The organism is Micromonospora sp. NPDC005163 (genome assembly GCF_053599835.1).
In genome coordinates, this window is sequence record NZ_JBSFYP010000043.1 from 15751 (window position 1) to 37826 (window position 22076).

Annotated in this window: 22 protein-coding genes, 1 other RNA gene and 1 pseudogene; 16 read left to right on the top strand and 8 right to left on the bottom strand. The window is 70.9% G+C overall.

Translation table 11 applies throughout. From position 1 onward, the window contains the following. Nucleotides 1–2 precede the first annotated feature (2 nt). The 3 genes from ACWD6N_RS25475 (at nt 3) to mctP (ending at nt 3215) form a co-directional block, all read left to right on the top strand. Nucleotides 3–1160: a bifunctional RNase H/acid phosphatase gene (locus tag ACWD6N_RS25475; protein ID WP_354965412.1), complete on the top strand. Its 1158-nt coding sequence runs from the start codon at nt 3–5 to the stop codon at nt 1158–1160. 163 nt (nt 1161–1323) lie between these two features. After that, the gene (locus ACWD6N_RS25480; RefSeq protein ID WP_354965411.1) at nt 1324–1566 is read left to right on the top strand and encodes a DUF3311 domain-containing protein; all 243 of its coding nucleotides are present in this window, start codon (nt 1324–1326) and stop codon (nt 1564–1566) included. Next, nucleotides 1566–3215 carry a monocarboxylate uptake permease MctP gene (gene mctP, locus ACWD6N_RS25485; RefSeq protein ID WP_354965410.1) on the top strand — a complete coding sequence of 550 codons (1650 nt, stop codon included), beginning with the start codon at nt 1566–1568 and terminating at the stop codon, nt 3213–3215. The genes ACWD6N_RS25480 and mctP overlap by 1 nt, the downstream gene beginning before the upstream one ends. A 78-nt stretch (nt 3216–3293) precedes the next feature. Here the strand turns inward: mctP and ACWD6N_RS25490 are convergent, their stop codons facing one another. Further along, complete coding sequence (locus tag ACWD6N_RS25490; RefSeq protein WP_354965409.1) at nt 3294–3779, bottom strand: MarR family winged helix-turn-helix transcriptional regulator; 486 nt, start codon at nt 3777–3779, stop codon at nt 3294–3296. A 54-nt stretch (nt 3780–3833) separates the two neighbouring features. On the opposite strand from ACWD6N_RS25490, the gene ACWD6N_RS25495 reads away from it, so the two are divergent. Next, nucleotides 3834–5066: an MFS transporter gene (locus ACWD6N_RS25495; RefSeq protein WP_354965408.1), complete on the top strand. Its 1233-nt coding sequence runs from the start codon at nt 3834–3836 to the stop codon at nt 5064–5066. 25 nt (nt 5067–5091) lie between these two features. On the opposite strand, the gene ACWD6N_RS25500 is transcribed toward ACWD6N_RS25495, so the two are convergent. Beyond that, nucleotides 5092–5853, bottom strand: coding sequence for a sulfite exporter TauE/SafE family protein (locus tag ACWD6N_RS25500; protein ID WP_354965407.1), 762 nt, complete (start codon nt 5851–5853; stop codon nt 5092–5094). A 150-nt stretch (nt 5854–6003) separates the two neighbouring features. Between ACWD6N_RS25500 and rnpB the strand changes: the two genes are divergently transcribed. Next, nucleotides 6004–6420, top strand: an RNA gene (gene rnpB, locus ACWD6N_RS25505) — RNase P RNA component class A. 167 nt (nt 6421–6587) lie between these two features. On the opposite strand, the gene ACWD6N_RS25510 is transcribed toward rnpB, so the two are convergent. Beyond that, nucleotides 6588–6977, bottom strand: coding sequence for a MerR family transcriptional regulator (locus ACWD6N_RS25510; protein ID WP_354965406.1), 390 nt, complete (start codon nt 6975–6977; stop codon nt 6588–6590). A gap of 116 nt (nt 6978–7093) precedes the next feature. Between ACWD6N_RS25510 and ACWD6N_RS25515 the strand changes: the two genes are divergently transcribed. Further along, nucleotides 7094–8053: a TIGR03619 family F420-dependent LLM class oxidoreductase gene (locus ACWD6N_RS25515; RefSeq protein ID WP_354965405.1), complete on the top strand. Its 960-nt coding sequence runs from the start codon at nt 7094–7096 to the stop codon at nt 8051–8053. 143 nt (nt 8054–8196) lie between these two features. On the opposite strand, the gene ACWD6N_RS25520 is transcribed toward ACWD6N_RS25515, so the two are convergent. Continuing rightward, a protein-coding gene (locus tag ACWD6N_RS25520; RefSeq protein ID WP_449941900.1) for an IS5 family transposase occupies nt 8197–9089 on the bottom strand; the annotation gives its coding sequence in 2 pieces (ribosomal slippage) (nt 8197–8723 and nt 8723–9089; 894 coding nt in all). 242 nt (nt 9090–9331) lie between these two features. Here ACWD6N_RS25520 and ACWD6N_RS25525 point away from each other — a divergent pair. Genes ACWD6N_RS25525 through ACWD6N_RS25535 form a run of 3 tightly spaced genes read left to right on the top strand, consistent with a single transcriptional unit; the run spans nt 9332 to nt 12153 of the window. Continuing rightward, nucleotides 9332–10558 (top strand): epoxide hydrolase family protein, encoded by a 1227-nt coding sequence (locus ACWD6N_RS25525; RefSeq protein ID WP_354968540.1) that lies wholly within the window; start codon nt 9332–9334, stop codon nt 10556–10558. Next, a complete protein-coding gene (locus tag ACWD6N_RS25530; RefSeq protein WP_354968513.1) occupies nt 10559–11512 on the top strand; it encodes a redoxin domain-containing protein in 954 nt (317 codons plus the stop codon). It abuts the gene before it with no gap. 44 nt (nt 11513–11556) lie between these two features. Continuing rightward, nucleotides 11557–12153, top strand: coding sequence for a GNAT family N-acetyltransferase (locus ACWD6N_RS25535; protein WP_354968514.1), 597 nt, complete (start codon nt 11557–11559; stop codon nt 12151–12153). Between the two features lie 6 nt (nt 12154–12159). Here ACWD6N_RS25535 and ACWD6N_RS25540 read toward each other — a convergent pair whose 3' ends face one another. Continuing rightward, nucleotides 12160–12768 (bottom strand): GrpB family protein, encoded by a 609-nt coding sequence (locus ACWD6N_RS25540; RefSeq protein ID WP_354968515.1) that lies wholly within the window; start codon nt 12766–12768, stop codon nt 12160–12162. A gap of 159 nt (nt 12769–12927) precedes the next feature. On the opposite strand from ACWD6N_RS25540, the gene ACWD6N_RS25545 reads away from it, so the two are divergent. From ACWD6N_RS25545 to ACWD6N_RS25555, 3 genes are read left to right on the top strand one after another with little or no spacing between them, the layout of a single operon-like run. Continuing rightward, the gene (locus ACWD6N_RS25545; protein ID WP_354968516.1) at nt 12928–13800 is read left to right on the top strand and encodes an AraC family transcriptional regulator; all 873 of its coding nucleotides are present in this window, start codon (nt 12928–12930) and stop codon (nt 13798–13800) included. Between the two features lie 20 nt (nt 13801–13820). Then, nucleotides 13821–14153: a PadR family transcriptional regulator gene (locus ACWD6N_RS25550; protein WP_354968517.1), complete on the top strand. Its 333-nt coding sequence runs from the start codon at nt 13821–13823 to the stop codon at nt 14151–14153. Then, the gene (locus ACWD6N_RS25555) at nt 14147–15112 is read left to right on the top strand and encodes a hypothetical protein (protein WP_354968518.1); all 966 of its coding nucleotides are present in this window, start codon (nt 14147–14149) and stop codon (nt 15110–15112) included. Before ACWD6N_RS25550 ends, ACWD6N_RS25555 begins: the two co-directional genes overlap by 7 nt. Nucleotides 15113–15122: 10 nt before the next feature. Here ACWD6N_RS25555 and ACWD6N_RS25560 read toward each other — a convergent pair whose 3' ends face one another. Both ACWD6N_RS25560 and ACWD6N_RS25565 read right to left on the bottom strand, forming a co-directional pair. After that, nucleotides 15123–15620, bottom strand: a complete 498-nt coding sequence (locus ACWD6N_RS25560) for an NUDIX hydrolase (protein ID WP_354968519.1) — start codon at nt 15618–15620, stop codon at nt 15123–15125. A 58-nt stretch (nt 15621–15678) separates the two neighbouring features. Continuing rightward, entirely contained in the window at nt 15679–16953 is a 1275-nt protein-coding gene (locus tag ACWD6N_RS25565) for a M48 family metalloprotease (protein ID WP_354968520.1), read from the bottom strand. A 198-nt stretch (nt 16954–17151) separates the two neighbouring features. On the opposite strand from ACWD6N_RS25565, the gene ACWD6N_RS25570 reads away from it, so the two are divergent. The 4 genes from ACWD6N_RS25570 to npdG all read left to right on the top strand — a co-directional run bounded on the left by ACWD6N_RS25570 (nt 17152) and on the right by npdG (nt 20589). Further along, the gene (locus ACWD6N_RS25570; RefSeq protein ID WP_354968521.1) at nt 17152–17355 is read left to right on the top strand and encodes a hypothetical protein; all 204 of its coding nucleotides are present in this window, start codon (nt 17152–17154) and stop codon (nt 17353–17355) included. 82 nt (nt 17356–17437) lie between these two features. Beyond that, a complete protein-coding gene (locus ACWD6N_RS25575; RefSeq protein ID WP_354968522.1) occupies nt 17438–18280 on the top strand; it encodes a histone in 843 nt (280 codons plus the stop codon). A 98-nt stretch (nt 18281–18378) separates the two neighbouring features. After that, nucleotides 18379–19809: an RNB domain-containing ribonuclease gene (locus tag ACWD6N_RS25580; RefSeq protein ID WP_354968523.1), complete on the top strand. Its 1431-nt coding sequence runs from the start codon at nt 18379–18381 to the stop codon at nt 19807–19809. 81 nt (nt 19810–19890) lie between these two features. Beyond that, nucleotides 19891–20589 (top strand): NADPH-dependent F420 reductase, encoded by a 699-nt coding sequence (gene npdG / locus ACWD6N_RS25585; RefSeq protein WP_354968524.1) that lies wholly within the window; start codon nt 19891–19893, stop codon nt 20587–20589. 144 nt (nt 20590–20733) lie between these two features. On the opposite strand, the pseudogene ACWD6N_RS25590 reads toward npdG, so the two are convergent. Further along, nucleotides 20734–21983, bottom strand: a pseudogene (locus tag ACWD6N_RS25590) (DUF222 domain-containing protein). Nucleotides 21984–22076 lie beyond the last annotated feature (93 nt).

Sequence of the window (22076 nt, forward strand, 5' to 3'; positions counted from 1 at the left end):
TCGTGGCGCCGCGCGTGGTCGTCGTCGAGGCCGACGGCGGGTCCCGGGGCAACCCGGGCCCGGCCGGCTACGGCGCGCTGGTGCGCGACCCGGGGACCGGCGAGGTGCTCGCCGAGCGTTCCGAGTCGATCGGTACGGCGACCAACAACGTCGCCGAGTACCAGGGCCTGATCGCGGGGCTGACGGCCGCCGCCGAGCTGGGCGCCGCCGAGGTGGACGTCCGGATGGACTCCAAGCTGGTGGTCGAGCAGATGTGCGGCCGGTGGCAGATCAAGCACCCCGGCCTGCGACCGCTCGCCGCCCAGGCGGCCAGCCTGGTGGGCCGGTTCGCGGCGGTCCGGTTCGCCTGGATCCCCCGCGAGCAGAACCGGCACGCCGACGCGCTGGCAAACGCCGCGATGGACGCCGCCGCCGGGCGACCCGCGGCGACGCCGACCACCGCCGCGCTGGACGCCACCGTCGGGCGACCCGCGGCGACGACCACCGGCAGCGACCCGGCGACCGCGCCGGCCTCCTGGGAGCCGCGACCGAGCTTCACCGCCACCCGGCTGATCCTGGTCCGGCACGGCGAGACCGCGTACACCGAGCAGCGGCGCTACTCCGGCCGGGGCGACGTGCCGCTCTCCGAGCGCGGCCGGGCCCAGGTCCGGGCCACCGCCACCCGGGTGGCCGCGCTGGCCCCGTCCGTCGCGGCCGTGCTCAGCTCCCCGCTGTCCCGGTGTACGCAGACCGCGGCGGCGATCGCCGGGGCGCTCGGCGACGTCCCGGTACGCACCGAGGACGACCTGATCGAGTGCGACTTCGGGGACTGGGAGGGGCGCACCTTCACCGAGGTGCGCGCGCAATGGCCGGGGGAGATGGACGCCTGGCTCGCCTCACCCCGGATCGCCCCGCCAGGTGGTGAGTCGTTCACCCAGGTGGCCGAGCGCTGCCACCGGGTGGTCGCCGGGCTGATCAAGGCGTACCCCGGGGAGACCGTGGTGGTCGTCTCGCACGTCTCGCCGATCAAGCTGGTGCTGCGGGACGCGCTCGCGGCCAGCGACGGCTTCCTGCACCGGCTCTTCCTGGACGCGGCCGGCATCTCGGTGCTCGACATGTGGCCCGACGGCGGCGTCGCGGTGCGCACGGTCAACGACACCGCCCACCTCTCCGCCGGCTGATCCGGCCGGACCTGCTCGCCCGTCGGCCCGACCGGTCGCGCCGTTCGGCGCATGCCGTCGGCCGCTCGGCGCAGCACCCTTCGCGCAGCGCGCGTGACAGCGGTCACAGAGTCGTAGCCTCCGGCCGTTACATCGCGAGCCATTCTTCCCGGAGGTGTGTCACATGGCTGCACCGGAACCGGAGGCGCCCACCACGGCGCCGCCCAGGGCGAAGGACCACAGCCCCTGGAACTGGTTGCTTTTCATCCCCATCGTGGTGCCGCTGATCCCGGCTTTCTTCAACGGCGACTCTCCCCGAATCTTCGGGTTCCCGCGTTACTACTGGCTGCAACTCGCCTGGATCCTGCTCGGCGTGGCCACCACGACGCTGGTCTACCAGATGACGAAGAAGCGGGGTGAGCACTGATGTGGCGGGACCATCTCACCGAGATCATCGTCTTCTCCCTGCTCTTCCTACTGGTCAGCGGGATGGGCTTCGTGGCCGCCCGGTGGCGTGCCCCGAAGGACATGGCCCACCTCGACGAGTGGGGGCTGGGCGGGCGCAGCTTTGGCGGCTGGATCACCTGGTTCCTGGTCGGCGGTGACCTCTACACCGCGTACACCTTCGTGGCGGTGCCGGCGCTGATGTTCGGGGCCGGCGCGGCCGGGTTCTTCGCGGTGCCGTACACCATCGTGATCTACCCGTTGGTCTTCCTGGTGCTGGTCCGACTCTGGTCGGTGTCGCACCGGCACGGGTTCGTCACGCCGGCCGACTTCGTCCGCAACCGGTTCGACTCGCCGGTGCTGGCGCTGTTGATCGCGATCACCGGCATCGTGGCCACCATGCCGTACATCGCGTTGCAGTTGGTCGGCATCGAGGCGGTCCTCAAGACGATGGGGGTGACCGGCGACAACGCGCTGGCCCGGCACCTGCCGATCATCATCGCGTTCGCCATCCTGGCGGCCTACACCTACCAGTCGGGGCTGCGCGCGCCGGCGCTGATCGCGTTCGTCAAGGACACGCTGATCTACATCGTGATCCTGGTGGCGATCGTCTACCTGCCGTACAAGCTGGGCGGCTGGGGTGACATCTTCGCCGCCGCGGACGCGAAGTTCGACGCCTCACCGAACCCGAACGACGGGATCCTGCTCAACGGCAACAACCAGCTCCAGTACGTCACCCTGGCGTTCGGCTCGGCGCTGGCGCTCTTCCTCTACCCGCACAGCATCACCGGCGTGCTGGCCAGCAGGAACCGCGACGTGATCAAGCGGAACATGTCGGCGCTGCCCGCGTACAGCCTGCTGCTCGGGCTGATCGCGCTGCTCGGTTACATGGCGATCGCGGCCGGCGTGAAGCCGCTGCCGGGTGCGTCGGAAGGCAGCGTGGACAACAACACCATCGTGCCGCTGCTCTTCGACCAGCAGTTCCCGGACTGGTTCGCCGGTGTCGCGTACGCGGCGATCGGCATCGGCGCGCTGGTGCCGGCGGCGATCATGTCGATCGCGGCGGCGAACCTGTTCACCCGCAACGTCTACAAGGAGTACCTGAAGCGGGACGCCAGCCCGGCGCAGGAGGCGAACGTTTCGAAGATCACCTCGCTGGTGGTTAAGGTCGGCGCGGTGGCCTGCATCGTCTTCCTGGACCCGCAGTTCTCCATCGACCTCCAGCTGATCGGCGGCGTGATCATCCTCCAGACGCTGCCGGCGGTGGCGCTGGGTCTCTACACCCGCTGGTTCCACCGCACCGGGCTCATCGTCGGCTGGGCGGCCGGCATGGGGCTGGGCATGTGGATGCTCTACCAGGTGGCGAGCCCCACCCGGAAGCACTTCGGTGGCTCGGCGTTCCCGCTCTCGGAGTTCGGGTTCGACACCACCAAGACGATCTACGTGGGCATCGTGGCGGTGCTGGTGAACCTGGCGGTCGCGGCGCTGGTGACGCTGGCCGTGCGCGCCGCCAAGGTGGCCGAGGGGGTCGACGGCACCACGCCGGACGACTACTTCGCCGACGAGGGTGACCCCCGGGTCACCGCCGGCACGGAGCGCGACGTCGACTCCGCCCGGGAGCCGGTCGCCTGACGTCCCGTGAAAGGAAGGGCCCCTTGTTAACGCCTGGCGTTAACAAGGGGCCCTTCCTTTCACTGCGTGCGGCGCGGCTCAGCGGGGGCGGTTGCGCGCTTCCAGGGCCTCGTTGAGGCGGCGCAGCAGCACCGCGAGGGTCTCCCGGTCCTCGGCGGGCCAGTCGCCGAGCATGTCGCCGTAGAGCCGGGTCCGCGCGGCCCGGACCGCGGCCATCCGTTGCAGGCCGGTGGCGGTGGGGGAGATGACGGTGCCCCGGCCGTCGGACGGGTCCGGGGTACGGGTGATCAGGCCGTCGCGCTGTAGCGCGGACACCTGCCGGGTCACGGTCGAGCCGTCCAGGTTGAGTCGGGCGGCGAGCGCGGAGACGTTCTGCGGGCCGGCGGTGTCCAGATGACGCAGGATCACGTACGCCGCCCGGTCGAGCACCCGGTGCTCGGCGGTGCCGGTGGCCCGTCGGGTCGCCTCGCCGAAGCGCATCAGCAGGGCCACCTCGGTCTCGATCCGGCCCAGGGTGACCTCGTCGGTCTCGGCCTCGGCGTCCCGGTAGGGGTCATCGCTCATAGCTGTATGATACAGGATAAGTACCTGTACTATACAGCTAATTGGGGAGTTGGAGTGGATCGGCGTTCCGAACCGAACCGCAGTGCCATCTACGCCACCACACTGGTGGCCTTCCTCGCGATCGCCGGCATCGCCGTCGTCGACCCGATCCTGCCGGCCATCGGCGACGCGATCGGGGTCACCGCCTGGCAGGTCGAGCTGCTGTTCACCGCGTACATCGCGGTGATGGCCCTCGGCATGATCCCGGCGACCCTGGCCAGCGGCCGGTTCGGCTTCAAGCCGGTGCTGATCGCCGGAGTCTCCGTGGTCGGCCTGGCCGCGATCCTCGCCTCGTTCAGCGACAACATCGTGCAGCTGTCCGTGCTGCGCGGCGTCTGGGGACTGGGCAACGCGATGTTCTTCGCCACCGCCATGGTGGTGCTGGTCAACCTCGCCGTCGACCGGGAATGGGTGGTCGGCCTCTTCGAGACCGCCCTCGGCCTCGGCTTCGCCGTCGGCCCGCTGATCGGCGGCCTCCTCGGCGAGGTGAGCTGGCGACTGCCGTTCTTCGTCTGCGGCGTGTTCATGGTCCTCGCCCTCGGCGTGGCCGCCCGCAAGCTGCGCGAGCCGACCAACCGGCAGGCCCCGGTGCGCGTCGGTCAGATCTTCGCCACCTACCGCCGTCCCGCGTTCATCGCGCTCTGCGTGGTGACCGGCACGTACAACTTCGTGTTCTTCGTGGTGCTCGGCTACACACCGCTCTTCCTGGGCCTGGACATCATCCCGCTGGGGCTGGCGTTCACCGGCTGGGGACTCGGCCTGGCCACCGGCATCCTGCTGATCGGCCACCGCCTGGCCCACCGGATCGGCGCGGTGCAGACCGTCGGCGTGGCCATCGCCGGGCTGCTGGTCTGCATGGTCCTCTTCGCCACCTCCACCAGCACCACCGAGGCACTCGTCGTGCTGGTGCTCGCCGGGCTCTGCATGGGGCTGGCCAACGCCAACCTCACCGACCTGGCGCTCGGCCTCGGCTCCAGCGACCGCCGGGTGGCCACCGGCGCCTTCAACCTCGTCCGCTGGGGCGCCGCCGCGCCCGCGCCGATCATCTCCGGCAAGCTCGCCGAGCACTCGCTGTCGCTGCCGTTCTGGGTCGGCTTCGGGGTGCTCACCGTCGGCGTGCTGGTCTACCTGGCCTTCGCGCACGTGATGGCCGCCGGCTACGGCGAGCGGGTGCTCTGGTCCCGGTGGAACCGCGCCGCAGCCGACACCGAGCACGCCCCGGAGGAGCCGGTCGGCGAGGCGTACTGACCGCGCATCCCCGCCGCCGCCGGTGTCAGCTCAGGGCGCGCCAGAGCAGGTAGAGCCCGATCACCGTGCCGAACACCACGATGATCGTCTTGAGCAGCACCGGCGGCAGCCGGCGGACCAGCCGGGCGCCGACGTACCCGCCGATCAGCGTGGCCGGCGCGACCACCGCGACGGCGGCCCAGTTCACCGGCCCGAACAGGGCGAACACCACCAGCGTGGTGAACCCCACCACCGCGGAGAGCAGATTCTTGATCGCGCTCACCCGGGCCAGCGTCGCGTCCAGCACCAGCGCCAGCCCGGCGACCAGCATCACGCCGAGCGCCGCACCGAAGTACCCGCCGTACACCGCACCGAGCCCGACCATCGTCTGCACCGCGATCGTCCGCTGGCGCGGCGACATGTCCCGCGGGTGACCGACCAGCCGGCGCAGCGGGTCCTGGAAGGCAAGCACGGCGGTCGCGCCGAGCACGAGGAACGGCACGACCACCTCGAACGCGCGGGCCGGGGTTGCCAGCAACAGCAGCGCCCCGAGGATGGTGCCGACGATCGTGGTGGGCACCAGCGTGGCCAGCGCCCGCCCGCGCGGAAGGTCCGCGCGACTGCCCGCCACGCTGGCCAGGTACCCGGGAAACACGGCGACGGAGTTGCTGACGTTCGCCGGCACCGGGGGCAGCCCGACCGCGATCATCGCTGGAAAGGTGATCAGCGAACCGCCACCGGCCACCGCGTTGACCGTGCCCGCGGCGAGACCGGCGGCGAGCAGCAGCGCGGCGTGGGAGAGATCCATAGCCCCACGAGGCTAGACCCCGCCCGCTCGGGCGGGAACGCCGGACTCCCGCCCGATGAACGCCGCCACCGCCCCTGAGCTGCGCGATCTTGATCAGGCGGGGCGGCAATACCGGTGGGCCGCCCGTCGTTAGGATGAGAGCGCGACGGACGAGTCGACCGGGCGGCCGCGTCGGCGGGCTTCGGCCCGCCGCCGAGGAACGTCCGGACTCCACAGGGCAGGGTGGTTGTTAACGGCAACCCGGGGTGACCCGCGGGACAGTGCCACAGAAAACAGACCGCCGGCCCCATCGGGGCCGGTAAGGGTGAAACGGTGGGGTAAGAGCCCACCAGCACCCCGGGTGACCGGGGTGGCTCGGTAAACCCCACCCGGAGCAAGGCCAAGCAAGGGCCGTCACCGCAAGGTGACGACCCGGCGCAGACGCTTGAGGGCTGCCCGCCCGATGTCTGCGGGTAGGCCGCTGGAGCCTGCCGGCGACGGCAGGCCGAGATGGATGGCCGCCGCCGGCGCAGACCCCTTTGGGGTACGCGCCGCGCACAGAATCCGGCGTACAGGTCGACTCGTCCGTCGCCCACCAGGCCGCAGCCCCCGGGCCACTCGATCGAGGCTCCCACCATCCGCGCTGTCACGACAGGCGCGGTTGCTGCCGAGCCCCGTGGTGCGCCGGGTGGGTGTGCGGCTTCGCTGACAGCGGCGAGCAGCAACTGGATGCGGCGAGACGCTCGTCAGATCATTTACGTGGCAGTGCTTCGGGCGTTCGCTGACTTGACGCTGAGAACCGTGTCGAGGTAGTCGGCGATTGCGTCTCTGTTACGGGTCAGGCACTCGATGCGTTCGGATAGCCGAGCTTGTTCGCGTTCCAGTGTGGCGATCATTTCGGGTGTCACGTTGGGGACGTAGATGGTCTGCGGCTTGTCCAGGCACGGCAGGAGCTGCTGAATGATTCGGGTCGGCAGTCCGGCATCGAGCAGTCCCTTGATCTGCTGCACGATGTACACGTGTGACTCTTGGTACTCACGGTAACCGTTGAGGGCGCGGCTGGGTGTGAGCAGCTGCTGCTCCTCGTAGTAGCGCAGTAGTCGACGGGATGTGCCCGTACGCTCCGCGAGTTCTCCGATCTGCATGTGCTCAAGCCTACACTTGACACTCACATCAGTGTGAGGGTTCAACCTTGGGTGGGTGGACCGAGAACAGTTTCTGCGGCGGCCACGACAATCACGACTACAGCGGAGGGCTTAGAATGAAACTCGGACTTCGGCTGCCCCAGAGATTGGGAGTCGACCTACAACACGACCTGGTCGAAGCAGCCAGAACGGCCGAAGCGAGCGGATACGCCAGTTTGTGGACGTATGAGCGGTTGCTGTTCCCCGAGACACCGGCCGAGCCATACTCCGCTCTGCCTGATGTGCCGTGGCCGTCAACCCAACGCCAGGCGGCCGACCCCCTGGCAGTTCTCACGGCAGCGGCGGTGGCGACCGAAAAGGTGCGCCTCGGTACCGCTGTGCTGATCGCTCCACTCCACACTCCCATCCAGCTGGCGAAGGCGCTGGCCACGATCGATCAGATCAGCGGCGGCCGCATGGTCGCTGGCCTCGGCGCCGGCTGGTCCACCGACGAGTTCCGGGCCACTGGCGCCACCGGAGCGGATCGCGGCCGCTTCCTCGACGAGACGCTGGACGTCTTCGATGCCGCGTGGGGGCCGGACCCGGTGACCGTCCGAGGTCCTCGCGTGGTCATCGACAACGCCTCGGTCCTGCCCAAGCCCGTTTCGAAGATCCCCGTGATGCTGGGCGGTGGTGGCAGCAACATAGGCCGCAGCACCCGTTCCAAGGCCGTGGAACGCATTGCCAGACGCGCGGACGGCTGGCTGCCGTTCCTCAGCAAACCTGGACCAGCGGGAGCCGCGGAACTGCGCGCAAGCTGGGCTCGTATCCGGGAAATGGCTTCCGGGTATGGCCGGGACGCGAGCCGGATGGAGATGGTCGTGGTGGGAAACGTGACCTTCACTGACCGTCCGGCAGGACCTGACCGATCCCCGTTCGTCGGCACTCTCGACCAGATCATGGACGATGTCGAAACGGCCGCAGAGGCTGGCGCAGACGAGCTCATCGTGGATCTGAATCTGCAGGACTGGTTCACCAGCACTCGGCAGATGCTTGAGACGGCGGTGGAGATCCGCGAACGGGCCACGGTCTCGTGACCGATGGCACCCCGGGTGCGGGCGCAACCCGCCTCGAACTGTCTGCGCCGAATGCGCCCGACGTGACCATATGCGTTCAGAGGCGAGTGCTTGTATGGCCGCGACCACGACGTCTTCCGTTCTAGGGCCTGTGTCGAAGTCGGTCACAGCCACTCGTTGATGGCGGCGATGTGGACGGTGGCTTCGTAGCGGACGGCGAGTTTGTCGAAGCGGGTCGCTACGGCTCGGTTGCCCTTGAGCCGGTTGATGCCGCACTCCACGGCATGACGTTGCTTGTACCGCTCGGGATCGAAGATCGGTGGGCGGCCGCCCTTGGACCCCAGCTTGAGCCGGTTTGCGTCTTGGTCGGTCTTTGTGGGGATCGTCGCGGCGATGCCGCGTCGGCGCAGGTAGCGGCGGTTGGCCCTCGACGTGTACGCCTTGTCGGCCAAGACCCGATCCGGGCGGGTCCGAGGCCGACCCGAGCCCAGGCGGGGCACCCGGATCCCGTCGAGCACCGCCATGAACTGCGGGCTGTCCCCGCGCTGCCCAGCGGTCAACACGATCGACAACGGCTTCTGACCCTGCTCGCAGGCCAGGTGCAGCTTCGTGGTCAGCCCACCCCGCGACCGACCGAGCGCGTGATCGGTCGGCTCCACCGTGACCCCACCCGGCGGCTCGGCCTGCAGATCCCCCTTTTACGCGCCCCGGCGGCGTGCTGATGAGCCCTGGCAACCGTCGAGTCCACCGACACGTCCCAGACAATGCGTCCCACCACATCAGCCAGCGCCTGCAACACGGTCAGGATCTTCGCCCAGGTCCCATCACGCTGCCAACGCCGAAACAGCCCATACGCCGCAGCCCAGGATCCGTAGCACTGCGGGACATCCCGCCACGGGGCACCGACCCGTGTCCGCCACCGAATCCCATCAATGAGCTGCCGTTTCGTCCATGTCGGCGGCCGACCTGGCCTACGCCCCGCAGGCAGCAACGGCTCCAGCGCCACCCACTCTGCGTCGGTCAGGTCGTGCCGCCTCGCCACCGCTAGGGTGTCCACGAGGTCTCCGGTGTTCGGGTTCTGCTTGGTCGCTGAACCAGATACCGGAGATCTCGCTATATCTCGAACACCGACACGCGAAGATCCGCACCCAATAGCTCAAGCCCTGGCAGCGACTTCGACACAGGCCCTAGGCTCCGACATATGGCGTCCGCGTGCCTCCGTCGAACTGGCACACACTTCCGGTCAGCGCCTTTGTCGAACATGCCCTCCAACAAGCTCAAGCGGAGAGGAAGGCACGCATGGCTGTCAAGACCAAGACTCGTCCGGGCACCACGGAGATCCGGCCGTTCACGGTGGAAATTCCCCAGGCGGACCTCGACGACCTGAAAAGGCGGATCGCGGCCACCCGATGGCCGGAAAAGGAAACCGTCGACGACCAGTCGCAGGGCGTGCCACTCGCGATGATTCAGGCCGTGGCCCGCTATTGGGAGAACGAGTACGACTGGCGCAAGGTCGAGGCGCGGCTGAACGCCGTACCGCAGTTCATGACCACCATCGACGGGGTGGACATCCACTTCATCCACGTCCGCTCCAAGCACGAGGACGCGCTGCCGCTCATCGTGACGCACGGGTGGCCGGGTTCGGTGATCGAGCAGATGAAAATCATCGAACCGCTCACCGACCCCACGGCGCACGGCGGGAGCGCGTCGGACGCCTTCCACCTGGTGATCCCGTCACTGCCCGGCCACGGCTTCTCGGGCAAGCCGACCGCGTCGGGCTGGAACCCGCAGAAGATCGCGACCGCCTGGACCGAGCTGATGAAGCGGCTCGGCTACGACCGGTTCGTCGCGCAGGGCGGCGACTGGGGCGCGGTCGTCGTGGACCAGATGGGCATCCAGGCGCCTCCGGAACTGCTCGGCATCCACACCAACATGCCCGGTGCGGTCCCGCCCGAGATCGACCTGCTGTTCCAGGGCGACACCACCGGCGCGAACAACGCCATGGGTTCGCTGCCATCCGGTCTGTCCGACGACGAAATGCGTGCTGCCGAGGAAGTCAACTTCGTCTGGAAGCACGTGGCCTATGCCCTCATGATGGCGACACGTCCGCAGACGCTGACCGGGCTGACGGATTCTCCGGTCGGCCTGGCGGCCTTCCTGCTCGACCATGACGCGAAAAGCCTGGATTTGATCTCGCGGGTCTTCGACGGGGCCAAAGAGGGGCTCACCCGCGACGACATCCTGGACAACATCTCGCTCTACTGGCTGACGAACACCGCGATCTCCGCGTCCCGTCTGTACACGGAGAACAAGCTGTCATTCTTCGCCGCCAAGGGCGTGAACGTCCCGGTCGCCGTGAGCGTCTTTCCCGACGAGCTCTACGAGGCGCCGCAGAGCTGGGCCGAGCAGGCGTACCCCAACCTCATCTACTACAACAAGCTCGACAAGGGCGGGCACTTCGCGGCCTGGGAACAGCCGAAGATCTTCTCCGAAGAGCTGCGTACCGCCTTCCGGTCGCTTCGCTAGATGGCCGTGTTCGGGCGTCCACACCTGCCCCCGCTCGACGGGGCGGTCGAGTGGCTCAACTCCGAGCCACTCGGCCCCGCCGACCTGCGTGGGCGCGTCGTCCTCGTGAACTTCTGGACGTTGACGTGCATCAACTGGCTGCGCCAGGAGCCGTACGTGCGCGCGTGGGCGCAGGCGTACCGCGACGACGGGCTGGTCGTTCTCGGGGTGCACACGCCGGAGTTCTCGTTCGAGCACGACGTCGACCAGGTGCGACAGGCGATCACCGCGCGCGGGATCGGCTACCCGGTCGCGGTCGACAACGACTACGCGATCTGGAGGGCCTTCGGGAACCTGTACTGGCCGGCGCTCTACTTCGTCGACGCGGACGGGGTCATCCGCGACGAGCACTTCGGCGAGGGGCGCTACGAGCAGTCCGAGCGGGTGCTCCAGGACCTGCTCGGCGTCGAGCGTGCGCCGGTGCCCGTCGACGGCCTCGGCCCGGAGGCAGCGGCCGACTGGGACGAACTGCGGACGCCCGAGACGTACCTCGGTTTCAGCCGCGGCGAACACTTCGCGTCGCCGAACGGCGCCGCGCTCGACGAACGCCGCGCCTACCAGTTGCCGGAGAGCCTGGCCCTGAACCAGTGGGCCCTGGCGGGCGAGTGGACGATCGGGTCGGAGAACGTCGTGGCGGACCGGGCCGGCGGCAGCATCGCCTTCCGGTTCCACGCTCGCGACGCGCATCTCGTGCTGGCTCCCGGGGCGGGACAGTCGATCCCGTTCCGCGTGCTGCTCGATGGCGCGGCTCCCGGCCCGTCGCACGGCGTCGACATCGACGAGGACGGCAACGGCGTACTCCAGGACGGCCGCCTCTACCAGCTCGTACGCCAACACGACGCGGTCCGTGAGTCGACCCTGGAGATCACGTTCGGCGAGCCAGGCGCGGAGGCGTACGCCTTCACCTTCGGATAGGCGCGGTCACTTTCGCCAACACGGCCGGGATAGTGTCGACTGCTGTGACAGCGCCCGAGATCACCATCGCCACCTCAGCGGACCGCGACGCGGTGGTCGGTTCGCTGGTCGCCGCGTTCGTCAAGGATCCCGTGCTGCGGTACCTGTTCCCGGACGAGGACACCTACCCGCGGTACGCCGCCGCCTTCTTTGGGCATCTCTTCGACAAGCGGGTGCACAGGTCGTCGATCTGGACGATCGGCGGGGGTGCCTCGGTCGCCATCTGGGAGCCGCCGGCTGAACTGTCGGCCGAGCTGTCGGCCGCCGGGCACGAATCGCCGGACAGCGGCTTCGCCGCTCATTTCCCCGCTGACGTGCTGGCCCGCGTTCAGGGCTATGACAAGGCCGTGCATGCCGCCCTGCCGGCGTTCCCGTTCTGGTATCTCGGCGTCCTGGGCACGCACCCTGACAGCGCTGGACGCGGTTGGGGGCGCGCCGTCATGAGGGCCGGGCTGGATCGCGCCGCCGCCGACGGTCTGCCGGCCATCCTGGAGACCAGCAACCCGGCCAACGTCGAGCTGTATCGCCGCGCCGGCTGGGAGGTGGTGGACTCCCTCTCGGAGCCCGTCCCCACCTGGATCATGCGGCAGCCGACTCGCTGACCCCGACTACCGCTTCGGCTGTTCCTGACTGGCGAAGATGCGCGCGTAGATCTCGTCGATGACGGGGTTCTTCGCCAGGCTGTAGTCGCGAGGCCGGTGCGCGGTGTCCCGCGCGAGGCGCCGCTTGGTAGCGGCGTACAGCTCCCGGTCCTGCGGATGCGAGCGCAGCCAGTCGCGAAAGAGCCGATGCCGGACGGGTTCGGGTGCGGCCCGCGGCCAGACGTGCAGGTTGACGTCCTCGGCGGGGCTGAGGAGCATCCGGTGCCCGTGCCACCAGGGCTCCCGGAGGGCGAGTCGGTATCCGAGCCGTTCCAGGGCGGGGAGATAGGTGGACTCCTCCGCTGTGTCCTCGATCGTGAGGTCGATGTCGATGACGGGCTTGGCTGCCAGTCCCGGCACCGCGGTGGACCCGATGTGTTCCACCCCGATGATCAGGTCCTCCAACGCCGTGGAGAGCGACGCGTGGACGGCGGCGAACCGCTGCGCCCAGGTCGGGTCGTACTCCTCGATGACGACGGACCCCCAGGTGCGTGGCGGCTCGCCCACCAGGCCGGCGTCCACCTGCTCGGGGGTGCCGTGGAAGCGCTGAACGACGTCCTGCGGATACTCGGCCACGTCAACCTCCTTGAGAAGCAAAGTCCGCCAGGCTACGACATCGGCGGTGCACGCCGAGGCGGCGACCGGGGGCAGACCCGACCGTTGCGGGCACCGGATGTCGGGTGCGGCATCTGCCCCGCGACCTAGCGTCAGTGCTCGAAAGGGAAGGAGGCCCGGGTGCTGGAGCGGCTCAACGAGGCCCTGGCGTACATCGAGCGGCACCTCGACCAGCGAATCGAGGTGGCCGACCTGGCGCGGATCGCACTCACGTCGGAGTACCACTTCCGGCGGCTGTTCTCCGCGCTGGCCGGGATGCCGCTGTCGGAGTACATCCGTCGTCGTCGGCTCACCGTCGCCGGCGCGGACGTCCTGGCGGGGGAGCGGACCTTGCTCGACGTCGCCGTGCACTACGGCTACGGCTCGGCCGAGGCGTTCGCCCGGGCGTTCCACGCCGTGCACGGCGTGGGTCCCGGAGAGGCTCGGCGTACGGGGGCAGCGCTGCGTGCCCAGCCCCGGATGTCCTTCCGTCTCACCGTCGAAGGGAGCGGCAGCATGGAGTACCGAATCGTCGGCAAGGACGCGTTCACACTGGTGGGGCGGAAGGCCCGAGTCCCGCTGGTGCACGAGGGGATGAACCCGGCGATCGTCGCGTTCATCCGGGGCATCGACAAGGAGACGACCGGGCGGATCGAGGCGCTCTCCGATCAGGAGCCGAGCGGGATCGTCAACGTCAGTGACAACCTCGCCGGCAGTCGGGCGGAGGGCACCGAGCTGGACTACTGGCACGGGGTGGTCACCGGAGCCGCACCGCCGGACGACCTGGACGCGCTGCCGGTTTCGGCCGGGACGTGGGCGGTGTTCACCACCTCCGGGGCGTTTCCGCAGGCGGTGCAGTACCTGTGGCGGGACGTGTTCACGCAGTGGTTTCCGTCCAACCCGTACCGCAGCCGACCTGGACCGGAGATCTCCCGGGTCCGGGTGTCCGCGGACGGCACCGAGGCGGACGCCGAGTTGTGGATTCCCGTCGAACGGGTACCCACCCCTATGTAGAGACCCGATACAGTGGTCGGATGCGGATCACCATTCCGGTCGCCAAGGTGCTCGCGGCGCTGCTCGCCGAGCCCGACGCGCAGCGCTACGGGCTGGACCTGATGCGATTGACCGGCCTGCCCAGCGGCACCCTCTACCCGGTGCTGCACCGGCTGAGAGGGGCCGGCTGGCTGGCCGCCGACTGGGAGGCGATCGACCCCGTCGCGGCCGGCCGGCCGGCCCGCCGCTACTACCGCCTGACGGCCGAAGGGGTGGCGCAGGCCCGGCGGGCGCTCGCCGACCTGCGCGCCGCGATCCCCGACGGCCGTCCCTCGTGGGGCGGCACCGAGCCCACCGGGGCGCCAGCGTGGTGACCCGCCGGGCCGCCGAATTGCTGCTGGAGATGGCCGCGCGCCGCTGGCCGGCCGACGTCCGCGACGACCTGCGCCGCGAGTGGGCCGCCGAGTTGCACGTCCTCGCCGAGAGCGGTCGCTGGACGAAGATGGTCGGTTTCGCGGTGAGCCTCGCCGTCAGCCGCGCCGGTGCCCCGCTCGTCGATCGCAGCCTGATGCGCGGTCGGGCCCGCCGTACGGTGGCCGCGTTGCTGCTGTCCCCGATCGCCTGCGTCGGGATCGTGGTCGGCGGCGCCTTCGCCGTGTACCCGATCGAGGTCGGGCTGACGGGAGTGGGCTGGTCGGAGCGGTCGCAGAAACCGATCTGGACGGCGCTCACCGTCGGGTTGGCGGTGCTGCTGGCGGCGTACGCCGCCCGATGGGCCCGGCACACCGCACTCGACGGCCCGCTGCGCATCGCGCTCGGCGTGGTGCTCCCCATCGGTGCGGTCGCGGTCCCGCTCCTGTACGTCATCTACCCGGACGACCTGGCCCGCGCCGTACCCGGTCTGTTGTTCTGGCTGGTCGGCCTGACGCTGGCTCTCTGGGCCGCCGCGAGCCTCGCCACCCGGAACCGGCTCCGCGGAGCCTGGTGGCTGGGCGTCCTCGGCGCGCTCGCAGCGGCCGACCTTGCGGTGATCCGCGTCGTTGTCGACATCATGCCGGCGGGCAGCGGTGCTGGCCCGCTCAGCGGTGCGCTGTCACCGGACAGCGTCGACTGGCTCTCCGCGCCGCTGTGGCTCTTCGCCGCCTGGACGGACTGGAACGTCGGCCCACCCGGGCCCATCTCAGTGGAGATCTTCCAGCTGATCACCTACCAGGTGCAGGTGGAACCCATGCTCTACCTGGCGTGCACGCCCTACGCGCTCGCGTACGCCATCCGGGCGGCCCGGTCGGCGCCCGCCGCCGTCGCGCCGACACCGACCCCGTCGTCGGTCTGATCCGTGCAGCTCAGTCGGGCACGTCGTCCCACGTCGTGCCCGGCTCCAGGTACCCGGCCGACTGGTTCTCGCGCAGCGCGTAGGCGATGACCAGCAGGGCGTGCTTGTCCAACTCGGGCAGCCGGTCCAACGGAAACCACCGCACGGCCAGCGACTCATCGTCGTTGACCCGGGCGGTGCCGGCCACCAGTCGGCAGAGGAAGCCCAGGTTGAGGTATTCGCAGCGGTCCCCGTTGGGGTACGTGTGCGGGTGCGAGACGGCGCTGGACAGCCGTACCGGCACCACGTCCAGGCCGGTCTCCTCCCGCACCTCGCGGACCAGCGCGGTGGCCGGCTGCTCGCCCGGCTCGACGAACCCGCTGATCACCGACCAGCGTCCGTCGTCGGCGCGCTGGCCGAGCAGCAGCTCACCGGCGTCGTTGCGGACCACCGCGCTGACGCTGGGCAGCCACAGCAGGTCGTGGCCGACGTGCTTGCGCAGCCCCACGATGTAGTCCGGTGTTCCCATCCGGCGATCATAGGCACGACCCCACCGGGCAGCGCCGTCCCGTCGCGCCAGGTCAGCGTCAGGCCGACCAGCTGACGGTACGGCGGAAGCGCTCGTACTCCCTGGCGAGTTCGGCGTCGATCCGTTCCATGCGGGCCTCGGTGAGGACCACCGCGGGGTCCTGCCACGGGCGGTCGGTGAGCATGCGGCGGCGCAGTCCGATCGGTGGGTGGGCGGCGAACAGCGACGCCTCGTCGCGGACCGACAGTTGGCGCAGCAGCGGCAGCCGATCGGCGCTCGCGGCGCGGGCCTCAGCCAACGCCGAACGCCACCGGTCCGGGCCGTGTCCCGCCTGGGTCTCCCGACGCACCGCCAGCGCCATCGACTCGCCGCCGAGCAGGGCGTCGAGCAGCTCGGTCGCGGCAGTCGAGCCGGCCACCCGGGCGGCGAGTTCGTCGGCGAGGTACTCGGCGCGTTGGCTGTCCCGAAGCGCCATGCTCACCAACAGCAGGTGGGCGACGAACAGCACCCGGGACACCACCCACTGGAACGCCCGGCCCAGCGCGTCACCCACCATCTCCACCAGCCCGGCGCCGACGCTCGTTCGTACCGGCCGGAAGAGGTCGGCGGCGGAGCGGAGCATGGTGAACGCGGGCTGCGTGAGCAGCCCCCGGCGCGGGTCACCGTTGACGAAGTGGCCGAGCTCGTGACCGAGCAACGCCACCCGCTCGCTGGCGGTGAGTGAACCCCACAACGGCAGTCCGAGGCAGAGCACCTTCCGGCGCCGCACGCCGACCGCTCCCGCGTACGCGTTGATGTCGCTGTCGACGCCGACCACGTCCGGCGCCGGTGCCCCGATCGCGGTGGCCACCTCGCCGATCAGCGCGAACAACTCCGGCGCCCGGTCGCGGGAGAGCACCTCCAGTTCCGGGTCGAGCCGGTCGAACCGGGGCCGCAGGGCGACCGCCAGACCGGCCATCGCTACACCCGGCAGGATCGCCAGGTTCGGAAACGGGAACGCCACGATCAGCCATGCGCCGGTGACCGCCAGCGCGAGTACCGCCGCGACGAGCGCCAGCGACGCCACTGCGGTCAGCGTCCGGGCGCTGTTGGACCCGTTGGCGCCCAGCGGTCGCCCGGCCAGCTGGGTGAACTGCCGGCTGGTCGTCCGGAACGCCATCCGGTAGGTCCACCGGTCGACCCAGGTCCAGCCAAACTCGCGTTCGCGCCGCACCGGGTCGTACGTGTCCAGATTCCACTCGCAGCGTGGGCACCATGGCACCGCGTCGCGTACGGACTCCGTCTTGGCCCCACACCCCGGGCACGCCCCCGTGCCGGTCACCGTGTTGATCACGGGACGATCCTGCCCCAGGCCCGTCGTACGCCGGAACCGGCCGTTCAGCCGACGGCCGGCGGCGGGCGCGAAGTATCCCGGCCTGGCCTTCTTTTGGTGTTCCGGCCCGACAGACGCAATGCATATCTACTGTGGAGAGGGTCGGCTACTTGTGCGATCCGGTGGCGGCCGGTCGGTTCGCGGTGCACAGTGATTCCCATGAGCGACAGCGGACGTGGTGGGCAGTTCTACTGGTGCACCCGGCACCACCGGGTCGAGACGGGCGCCGACGTGTGCCCGGCGAAGCATGTCCTCGGCCCGTACGACTCGGCGGCCGACGCGGAGAACGCCCTGCAACGGGTGCAGGAGCGGAACGAGGCGTGGGACGCCGAGGACGCCCGGTGGGCCGGGGAGGACAGGTAGACGGCGCGGGACGGCCCGCGCCGAGGTATTTCGTGCTCCGCGAGGACGCACGCGAGAGCACGTCCCCAAGGAGGGAACCACGATGGCCGAAGCACAGCAGGCCACCACCCGCCCGGCCGCCCGGCGTACCACCGCGAAGAAGACCGCCGCGGCAGAGCGGAACACGGCAGCGAGCCGAACCACCCCCGTGCGCAAGTCCACCACGGCTGCGGCGAAGGCGCCGGCCCGCAAGGCGGCCGGCGGGGCGGGACGTGCCCCGGCCAAGAAGACCACCACGGCGGCCAAGGCCCCGGCGAAGAAGGCCGCCACCAAGACCACCACCGCGGCCAAGAAGGCGCCGGCGAAGGCCTCGACCGCCACCCGCAAGACGACCACCGCCGCCAAGAAGGCCCCGGCGTCGGCGGCGAAGAAGACCACGGCCAGCACGGCGCGGAAGACCGCCGGTACGGCGAAGAAGACGACCAGCGCCGCGAAGAAGACGACCGGCGCCGCGAAGAAGACCACCGGCGCCGCGAAGAAGACGACCGGCGCCGCGAAGAAGACCACCACGGCGGCGGCCAGGAAGACCACCGCCGCGGCGAAGGCGCCGGCGCGCAAGGTCGCGACCAAGGCGTCCACCACGAAGAAGACGGCCGCCAAGAAGGCCCCGGCGAAGAAGACGGCGGCGAAGAAGGCCGCGTCCACCGGCCCGAGCGGTGGTGCCCGCCAGGCCCCTGCGAAGAAGGCGCCGGCCGCGAAGTCGACCGCCACCTCGTCGACCACCACCCGCAAGGCGGCGGCGAAGAAGGCCCCGGCGAAGAAGACCGTGGCGGCCAAGGCTCCGGCCCGCAAGGTGACCGCCCGCAAGTCACCGGCACGTCCGGTCGCCGCCCGGACCACCGCCCCGCGTGGCACCCGGACCGCCGCCCGGAAGGCGACCGGCTGACCGTAGGCCGCCCCAACCGGGCGCTTCCCGACACGCCGGTCCGAGATCTCGGCCGGTCACCGGAAGCGGATCACCGGCGGCGCTGTCAGGATTGACCCGTGGTCATCCGACGCGTACTCGCGCCCCGCATCGACTTCGGCGCGCTGCGCCGCGAGCTCGGCCTGCCCGAGGGCTTTCCGACCGCCGCCCAGAAGGAGGCCGACGAGGCGGCCGCCGCACCGCCGCGGCCGCCCGTCGACCGCACCGACGTGCCGTTCGTGACGGTCGACCCCGCGACGTCGCGGGACCTGGACCAGGCGATGCACCTCGCCCGCCGGCCGGGCGGCGGCTACCGGGTGCGGTACGCGATCGCCGACGTCGCCGCGCACGTCCGCCCGGGCGGCGCGCTGGAGGCGGAGACCTGGCGGCGGGGGCAGACCGTCTACCTGCCCGACGGGCACGTGCCGCTGCACCCGCTGACGCTCAGCGAGGGCGCCGCCAGCCTGCTGCCCGACGACGACCGGGCCGCCGTCGTCTGGACCATCGACCTGGACGCCGACGGCGGCACGGTGGCTGTCGAGCTGGAACGCGCCCTGGTCCGCAGCCGCGCCAAGCTCGACTACGCCGGGGTGCAGGCCGCGGCCGATGCCGGTCGGCTGCCCGAGCCGATCGCGCTGCTGCCCGAGATCGGCGACCGGTTGACCGCCCGGGGCCTGCGTCGTGGCGCCATCAACCTGCCGCTGCCCGAGCAGGACGTGGAGCCCGACGGCGACGGCTGGCGGCTGGTGCTGCGCGGCCCGGTGCCCATGGAGGAGCACAACGCGCAGATCTCGCTGCTGACCGGGATGGCCGCCGCCGACATCATGCTGGCCGGCCGGATCGGCCTGCTGCGCACCATGCCAGCGCCGAAGCCGGAGGCGGTGCAGCGGTTGCGGGCCGCCGCCACGCCGCTGGGCGTCCACTGGCCGGACGACACCAGCCCGGGCGAGGTGATCGCCGGGCTGGACGCCGCCCAGCCACGAGCCGCCGCGTTCATCGACCAGGCGGCCGAGCTGATGCGCGGCGCGGCGTACACCGCGTTCGACGGGACGCTGCCCGAGCAGCCGGAGCACGGCGGTGTGGCCGCCGCGTACGCCCACGTCACGGCGCCGTTGCGGCGCCTGGCCGACCGGTACGCCACCGAGGTCTGCCTGGCCCTGCACGCGGGCCGGCCGGTGCCCGACTGGGCGCGCGCCGCGATGCCCCGACTGCCCGAGGTGATGGCCACGACCGACCGGACCGCCTCGGCGGCCAGCCGGGGTGCCGTCGAGCTGGCCGAGGCGGTGCTGCTGGCGCACCGGGTGGGTGAGACCTTCGACGCGGCGGTGCTCGACGTGGACGCCCCACCGAACGGCCGCTCCCGCCCCCGACCGCCCGGCGGAACGGTGGCCCTGGACGCGCCGCCGGTACGCGCCCGCTGCCTCGGTGAGTTGCCGCTCGGCGAACGGGTCCGGGTCCGGCTGGTCACCGCCGACCCGGAGGCCCGCTCGGTCCTGTTCGAGCTGGCCTGACCCGGCCGCGGCGGGCGGCAGCGGGGATTGTCACAGCGCCTGGCGCTGCTGCCGGACCGGGCGGTTTGCGAGGATGAGCCCATGGCATACGACGCGAGCACGCTGCCCGACGTGTCCGGACTGACGGTCGGCATCATCGGTGGCACCGGCGACCAGGGGCGGGGCCTCGCCTACCGGTTCGCCCAAGCCGGGCAGACGGTGCTGATCGGCTCCCGGTCCGCGGAGCGGGCCGCCGAATCCGCCGCCGAGATCGCCGCCCTGCCCCGGATGCCGGCCGACGCCAGCATCACGGGTGCCGCCAACGACGAGGTGGCCCGCCGCAGCGACGTGGTCATCATCGCCGTGCCGTGGGACGGGCACGCCGCGACCGTCGCCGCTCTCGCCGAGCCGCTCGCCGGCACGATCGTCGTCGACTGCGTCAACCCGCTCGGCTTCGACAAGCAGGGCCCGTACGCGCTGACCGTCCCCGAGGGCAGCGCCGTGCAGCAGGCCGCCGCGTTGCTGCCCGACTCCCGGGTCTGCGCGGCGTTCAACCACGTCAGCGCTCCGCTGCTGGCTGACCCCGAGGTCGACCGCATCGACCTTGACGTGCTGATCTGCACCGAGGACCGCGAGCTGGTCGACGTGGTCGGCGCGCTCGCCGCCCGGATCCCCGGGATGCGCGGCATCTACGCCGGCCGGCTGCGCAACGCCCACCAGATCGAGGCGTTCACCGCCAACCTGATCGCCATCAACAAGCGGTACAAGGCGCACGCCGGCATCCGCGTCACCGACCTCTGAGCGGCAACCACCGCCGAGCCCGTTTGCCGGGGCCGCGTACCGGCGAGTCTGTCCGACGGGGTTACCGGTCGGCGGCCCTGATTCGGCCGATGGCCCGTTTGGCTCGTCGGCCTGCGCGTGTCTTGTCGATGGTCAGCGGCGTCTTCACGTGCGCCGGTGGTATTGGTTGCGGCGGGGGAGGCGGTCGGGATCGAGCCAGGCTGGTGGGACGAACTCGGGTGGCCGTCGCCGCTCTGTCGGACGGTCCAGTCGTTGTGGTGGATGTGTCGGTGGTGGTGTGCGCAGAGCAGCACGGCGTTCGTCAGGCTTGTGTCGCCGCCGTCGGCCCAGTGTCGGATGTGGTGGGCGTCGCACCAGCGGGGTGGGCGGTCGCAGCCGGGGAAGGCGCAGCCGCGGTCTCGTAGGACCAGGGCGCGTCGGAGGGGCCCGGTGATGAGGCGGCGTTGTCGGCCCACGTCGAGCGGTTGAGCGGCGCCGCCGAGGACGGCGGGCAGGATGCTTGCGTCGCAGGCGAGTCGGCGGACCGTCTCTGGGGTGAGTTGGAGGCCGGTGTCCAGGGTGCCGGCGTTGAGGTGTCGGGCCAGGGCGTCGAAGCTGGTGGTGATGACGATCTGGGCGGGCTCGCTGCCGTGCTCGGGGAGCTCACCGGTGCGCAGGGTGAGCCGGCAGAGGTCGGCGAGCGCGTCGTGTCGGCGTTGCCCGGGGGTGCGCGGGTCGTGCGGGCCCGACGGCGCGGTCAGCGGGTCGATCGCGGCGCGCAGCAGGCCGGCGGTCTCGGCGTCCAGGCTGCCGGTCAGCCGCAGGCGGCCATCGTGCAGCTCGGACAGGGTGACGTGACGGTCTCGGGCGGCTCGGTGGGTCTCGGCTTCCACCGCGGCCCGGGCGGCGGCTTCGGCGGCCTCGGGAGCGACGTGGTCGAGGATTCGTGCGCTCAGCCTGCGGAGCAGCACGGGATCGAACTGCCCTGCCCATTCGACGAGCACGCCGACGGCCTTGTCGGCGGCCGCGACGCCGGCGGTGGCGTGCACGGTGTTGACGGTGTCGCCGATGACCCGCGCCTGCTCCAGGCTGATGGCCCCGTCGGCCAGCGCGCGGCGCACTCCGGGGGCGCCGGCGTCCAGGGTGCTGGCGAGGTCGACCAGCCGCCGGGCGGTGGGGACGGTGAGCCGTAGTCGATCTCGCAGCCAGAGCGCCGTCGAGGACGCGCCCTGGGCGCGGGCGGTGCCTCGGCCGTCCAGCTCGCGCACGAGGGTCAGTTTGACGGCCGCCAGGCGCTGCTCGAGCCGGTGTGTGGCGTCGAGCGCCGCGACGAGGTCGTGCTCCGCGACGGCCCAGGTGGCCACGTCGAGGCACGCCGCCACCGCGTCCTCCGCCTGCGCCAACTCCTCGACCACGACCAGAGACTAGAACAGGTGTACGACAATCTCAGTCATCTTGATCGATTGGACTGCCGCTGTCGTTTGGAGAGGCAGCGAGGCAGCGACCGC

Bases quoted from the DNA above. Each gene is read 5' to 3' on its own strand.
- ACWD6N_RS25480 (WP_354965411.1), top strand. From the start codon at position 1,324: ATGGCTGCACCGGAACCGGAGGCGCCCACCACGGCGCCGCCCAGGGCG.
- mctP (WP_354965410.1), top strand. From the start codon at position 1,566: ATGTGGCGGGACCATCTCACCGAGATCATCGTCTTCTCCCTGCTCTTC.
- ACWD6N_RS25490 (WP_354965409.1), bottom strand. From the start codon at position 3,779: ATGAGCGATGACCCCTACCGGGACGCCGAGGCCGAGACCGACGAGGTC.
- ACWD6N_RS25500 (WP_354965407.1), bottom strand. From the start codon at position 5,853: ATGGATCTCTCCCACGCCGCGCTGCTGCTCGCCGCCGGTCTCGCCGCG.
- ACWD6N_RS25510 (WP_354965406.1), bottom strand. From the start codon at position 6,977: ATGCAGATCGGAGAACTCGCGGAGCGTACGGGCACATCCCGTCGACTA.
- ACWD6N_RS25515 (WP_354965405.1), top strand. From the start codon at position 7,094: ATGAAACTCGGACTTCGGCTGCCCCAGAGATTGGGAGTCGACCTACAA.
- ACWD6N_RS25525 (WP_354968540.1), top strand. From the start codon at position 9,332: ATGGCTGTCAAGACCAAGACTCGTCCGGGCACCACGGAGATCCGGCCG.
- ACWD6N_RS25530 (WP_354968513.1), top strand. From the start codon at position 10,559: ATGGCCGTGTTCGGGCGTCCACACCTGCCCCCGCTCGACGGGGCGGTC.
- ACWD6N_RS25550 (WP_354968517.1), top strand. From the start codon at position 13,821: ATGCGGATCACCATTCCGGTCGCCAAGGTGCTCGCGGCGCTGCTCGCC.
- ACWD6N_RS25560 (WP_354968519.1), bottom strand. From the start codon at position 15,620: ATGGGAACACCGGACTACATCGTGGGGCTGCGCAAGCACGTCGGCCAC.
- ACWD6N_RS25570 (WP_354968521.1), top strand. From the start codon at position 17,152: ATGAGCGACAGCGGACGTGGTGGGCAGTTCTACTGGTGCACCCGGCAC.
- ACWD6N_RS25575 (WP_354968522.1), top strand. From the start codon at position 17,438: ATGGCCGAAGCACAGCAGGCCACCACCCGCCCGGCCGCCCGGCGTACC.
- npdG (WP_354968524.1), top strand. From the start codon at position 19,891: ATGGCATACGACGCGAGCACGCTGCCCGACGTGTCCGGACTGACGGTC.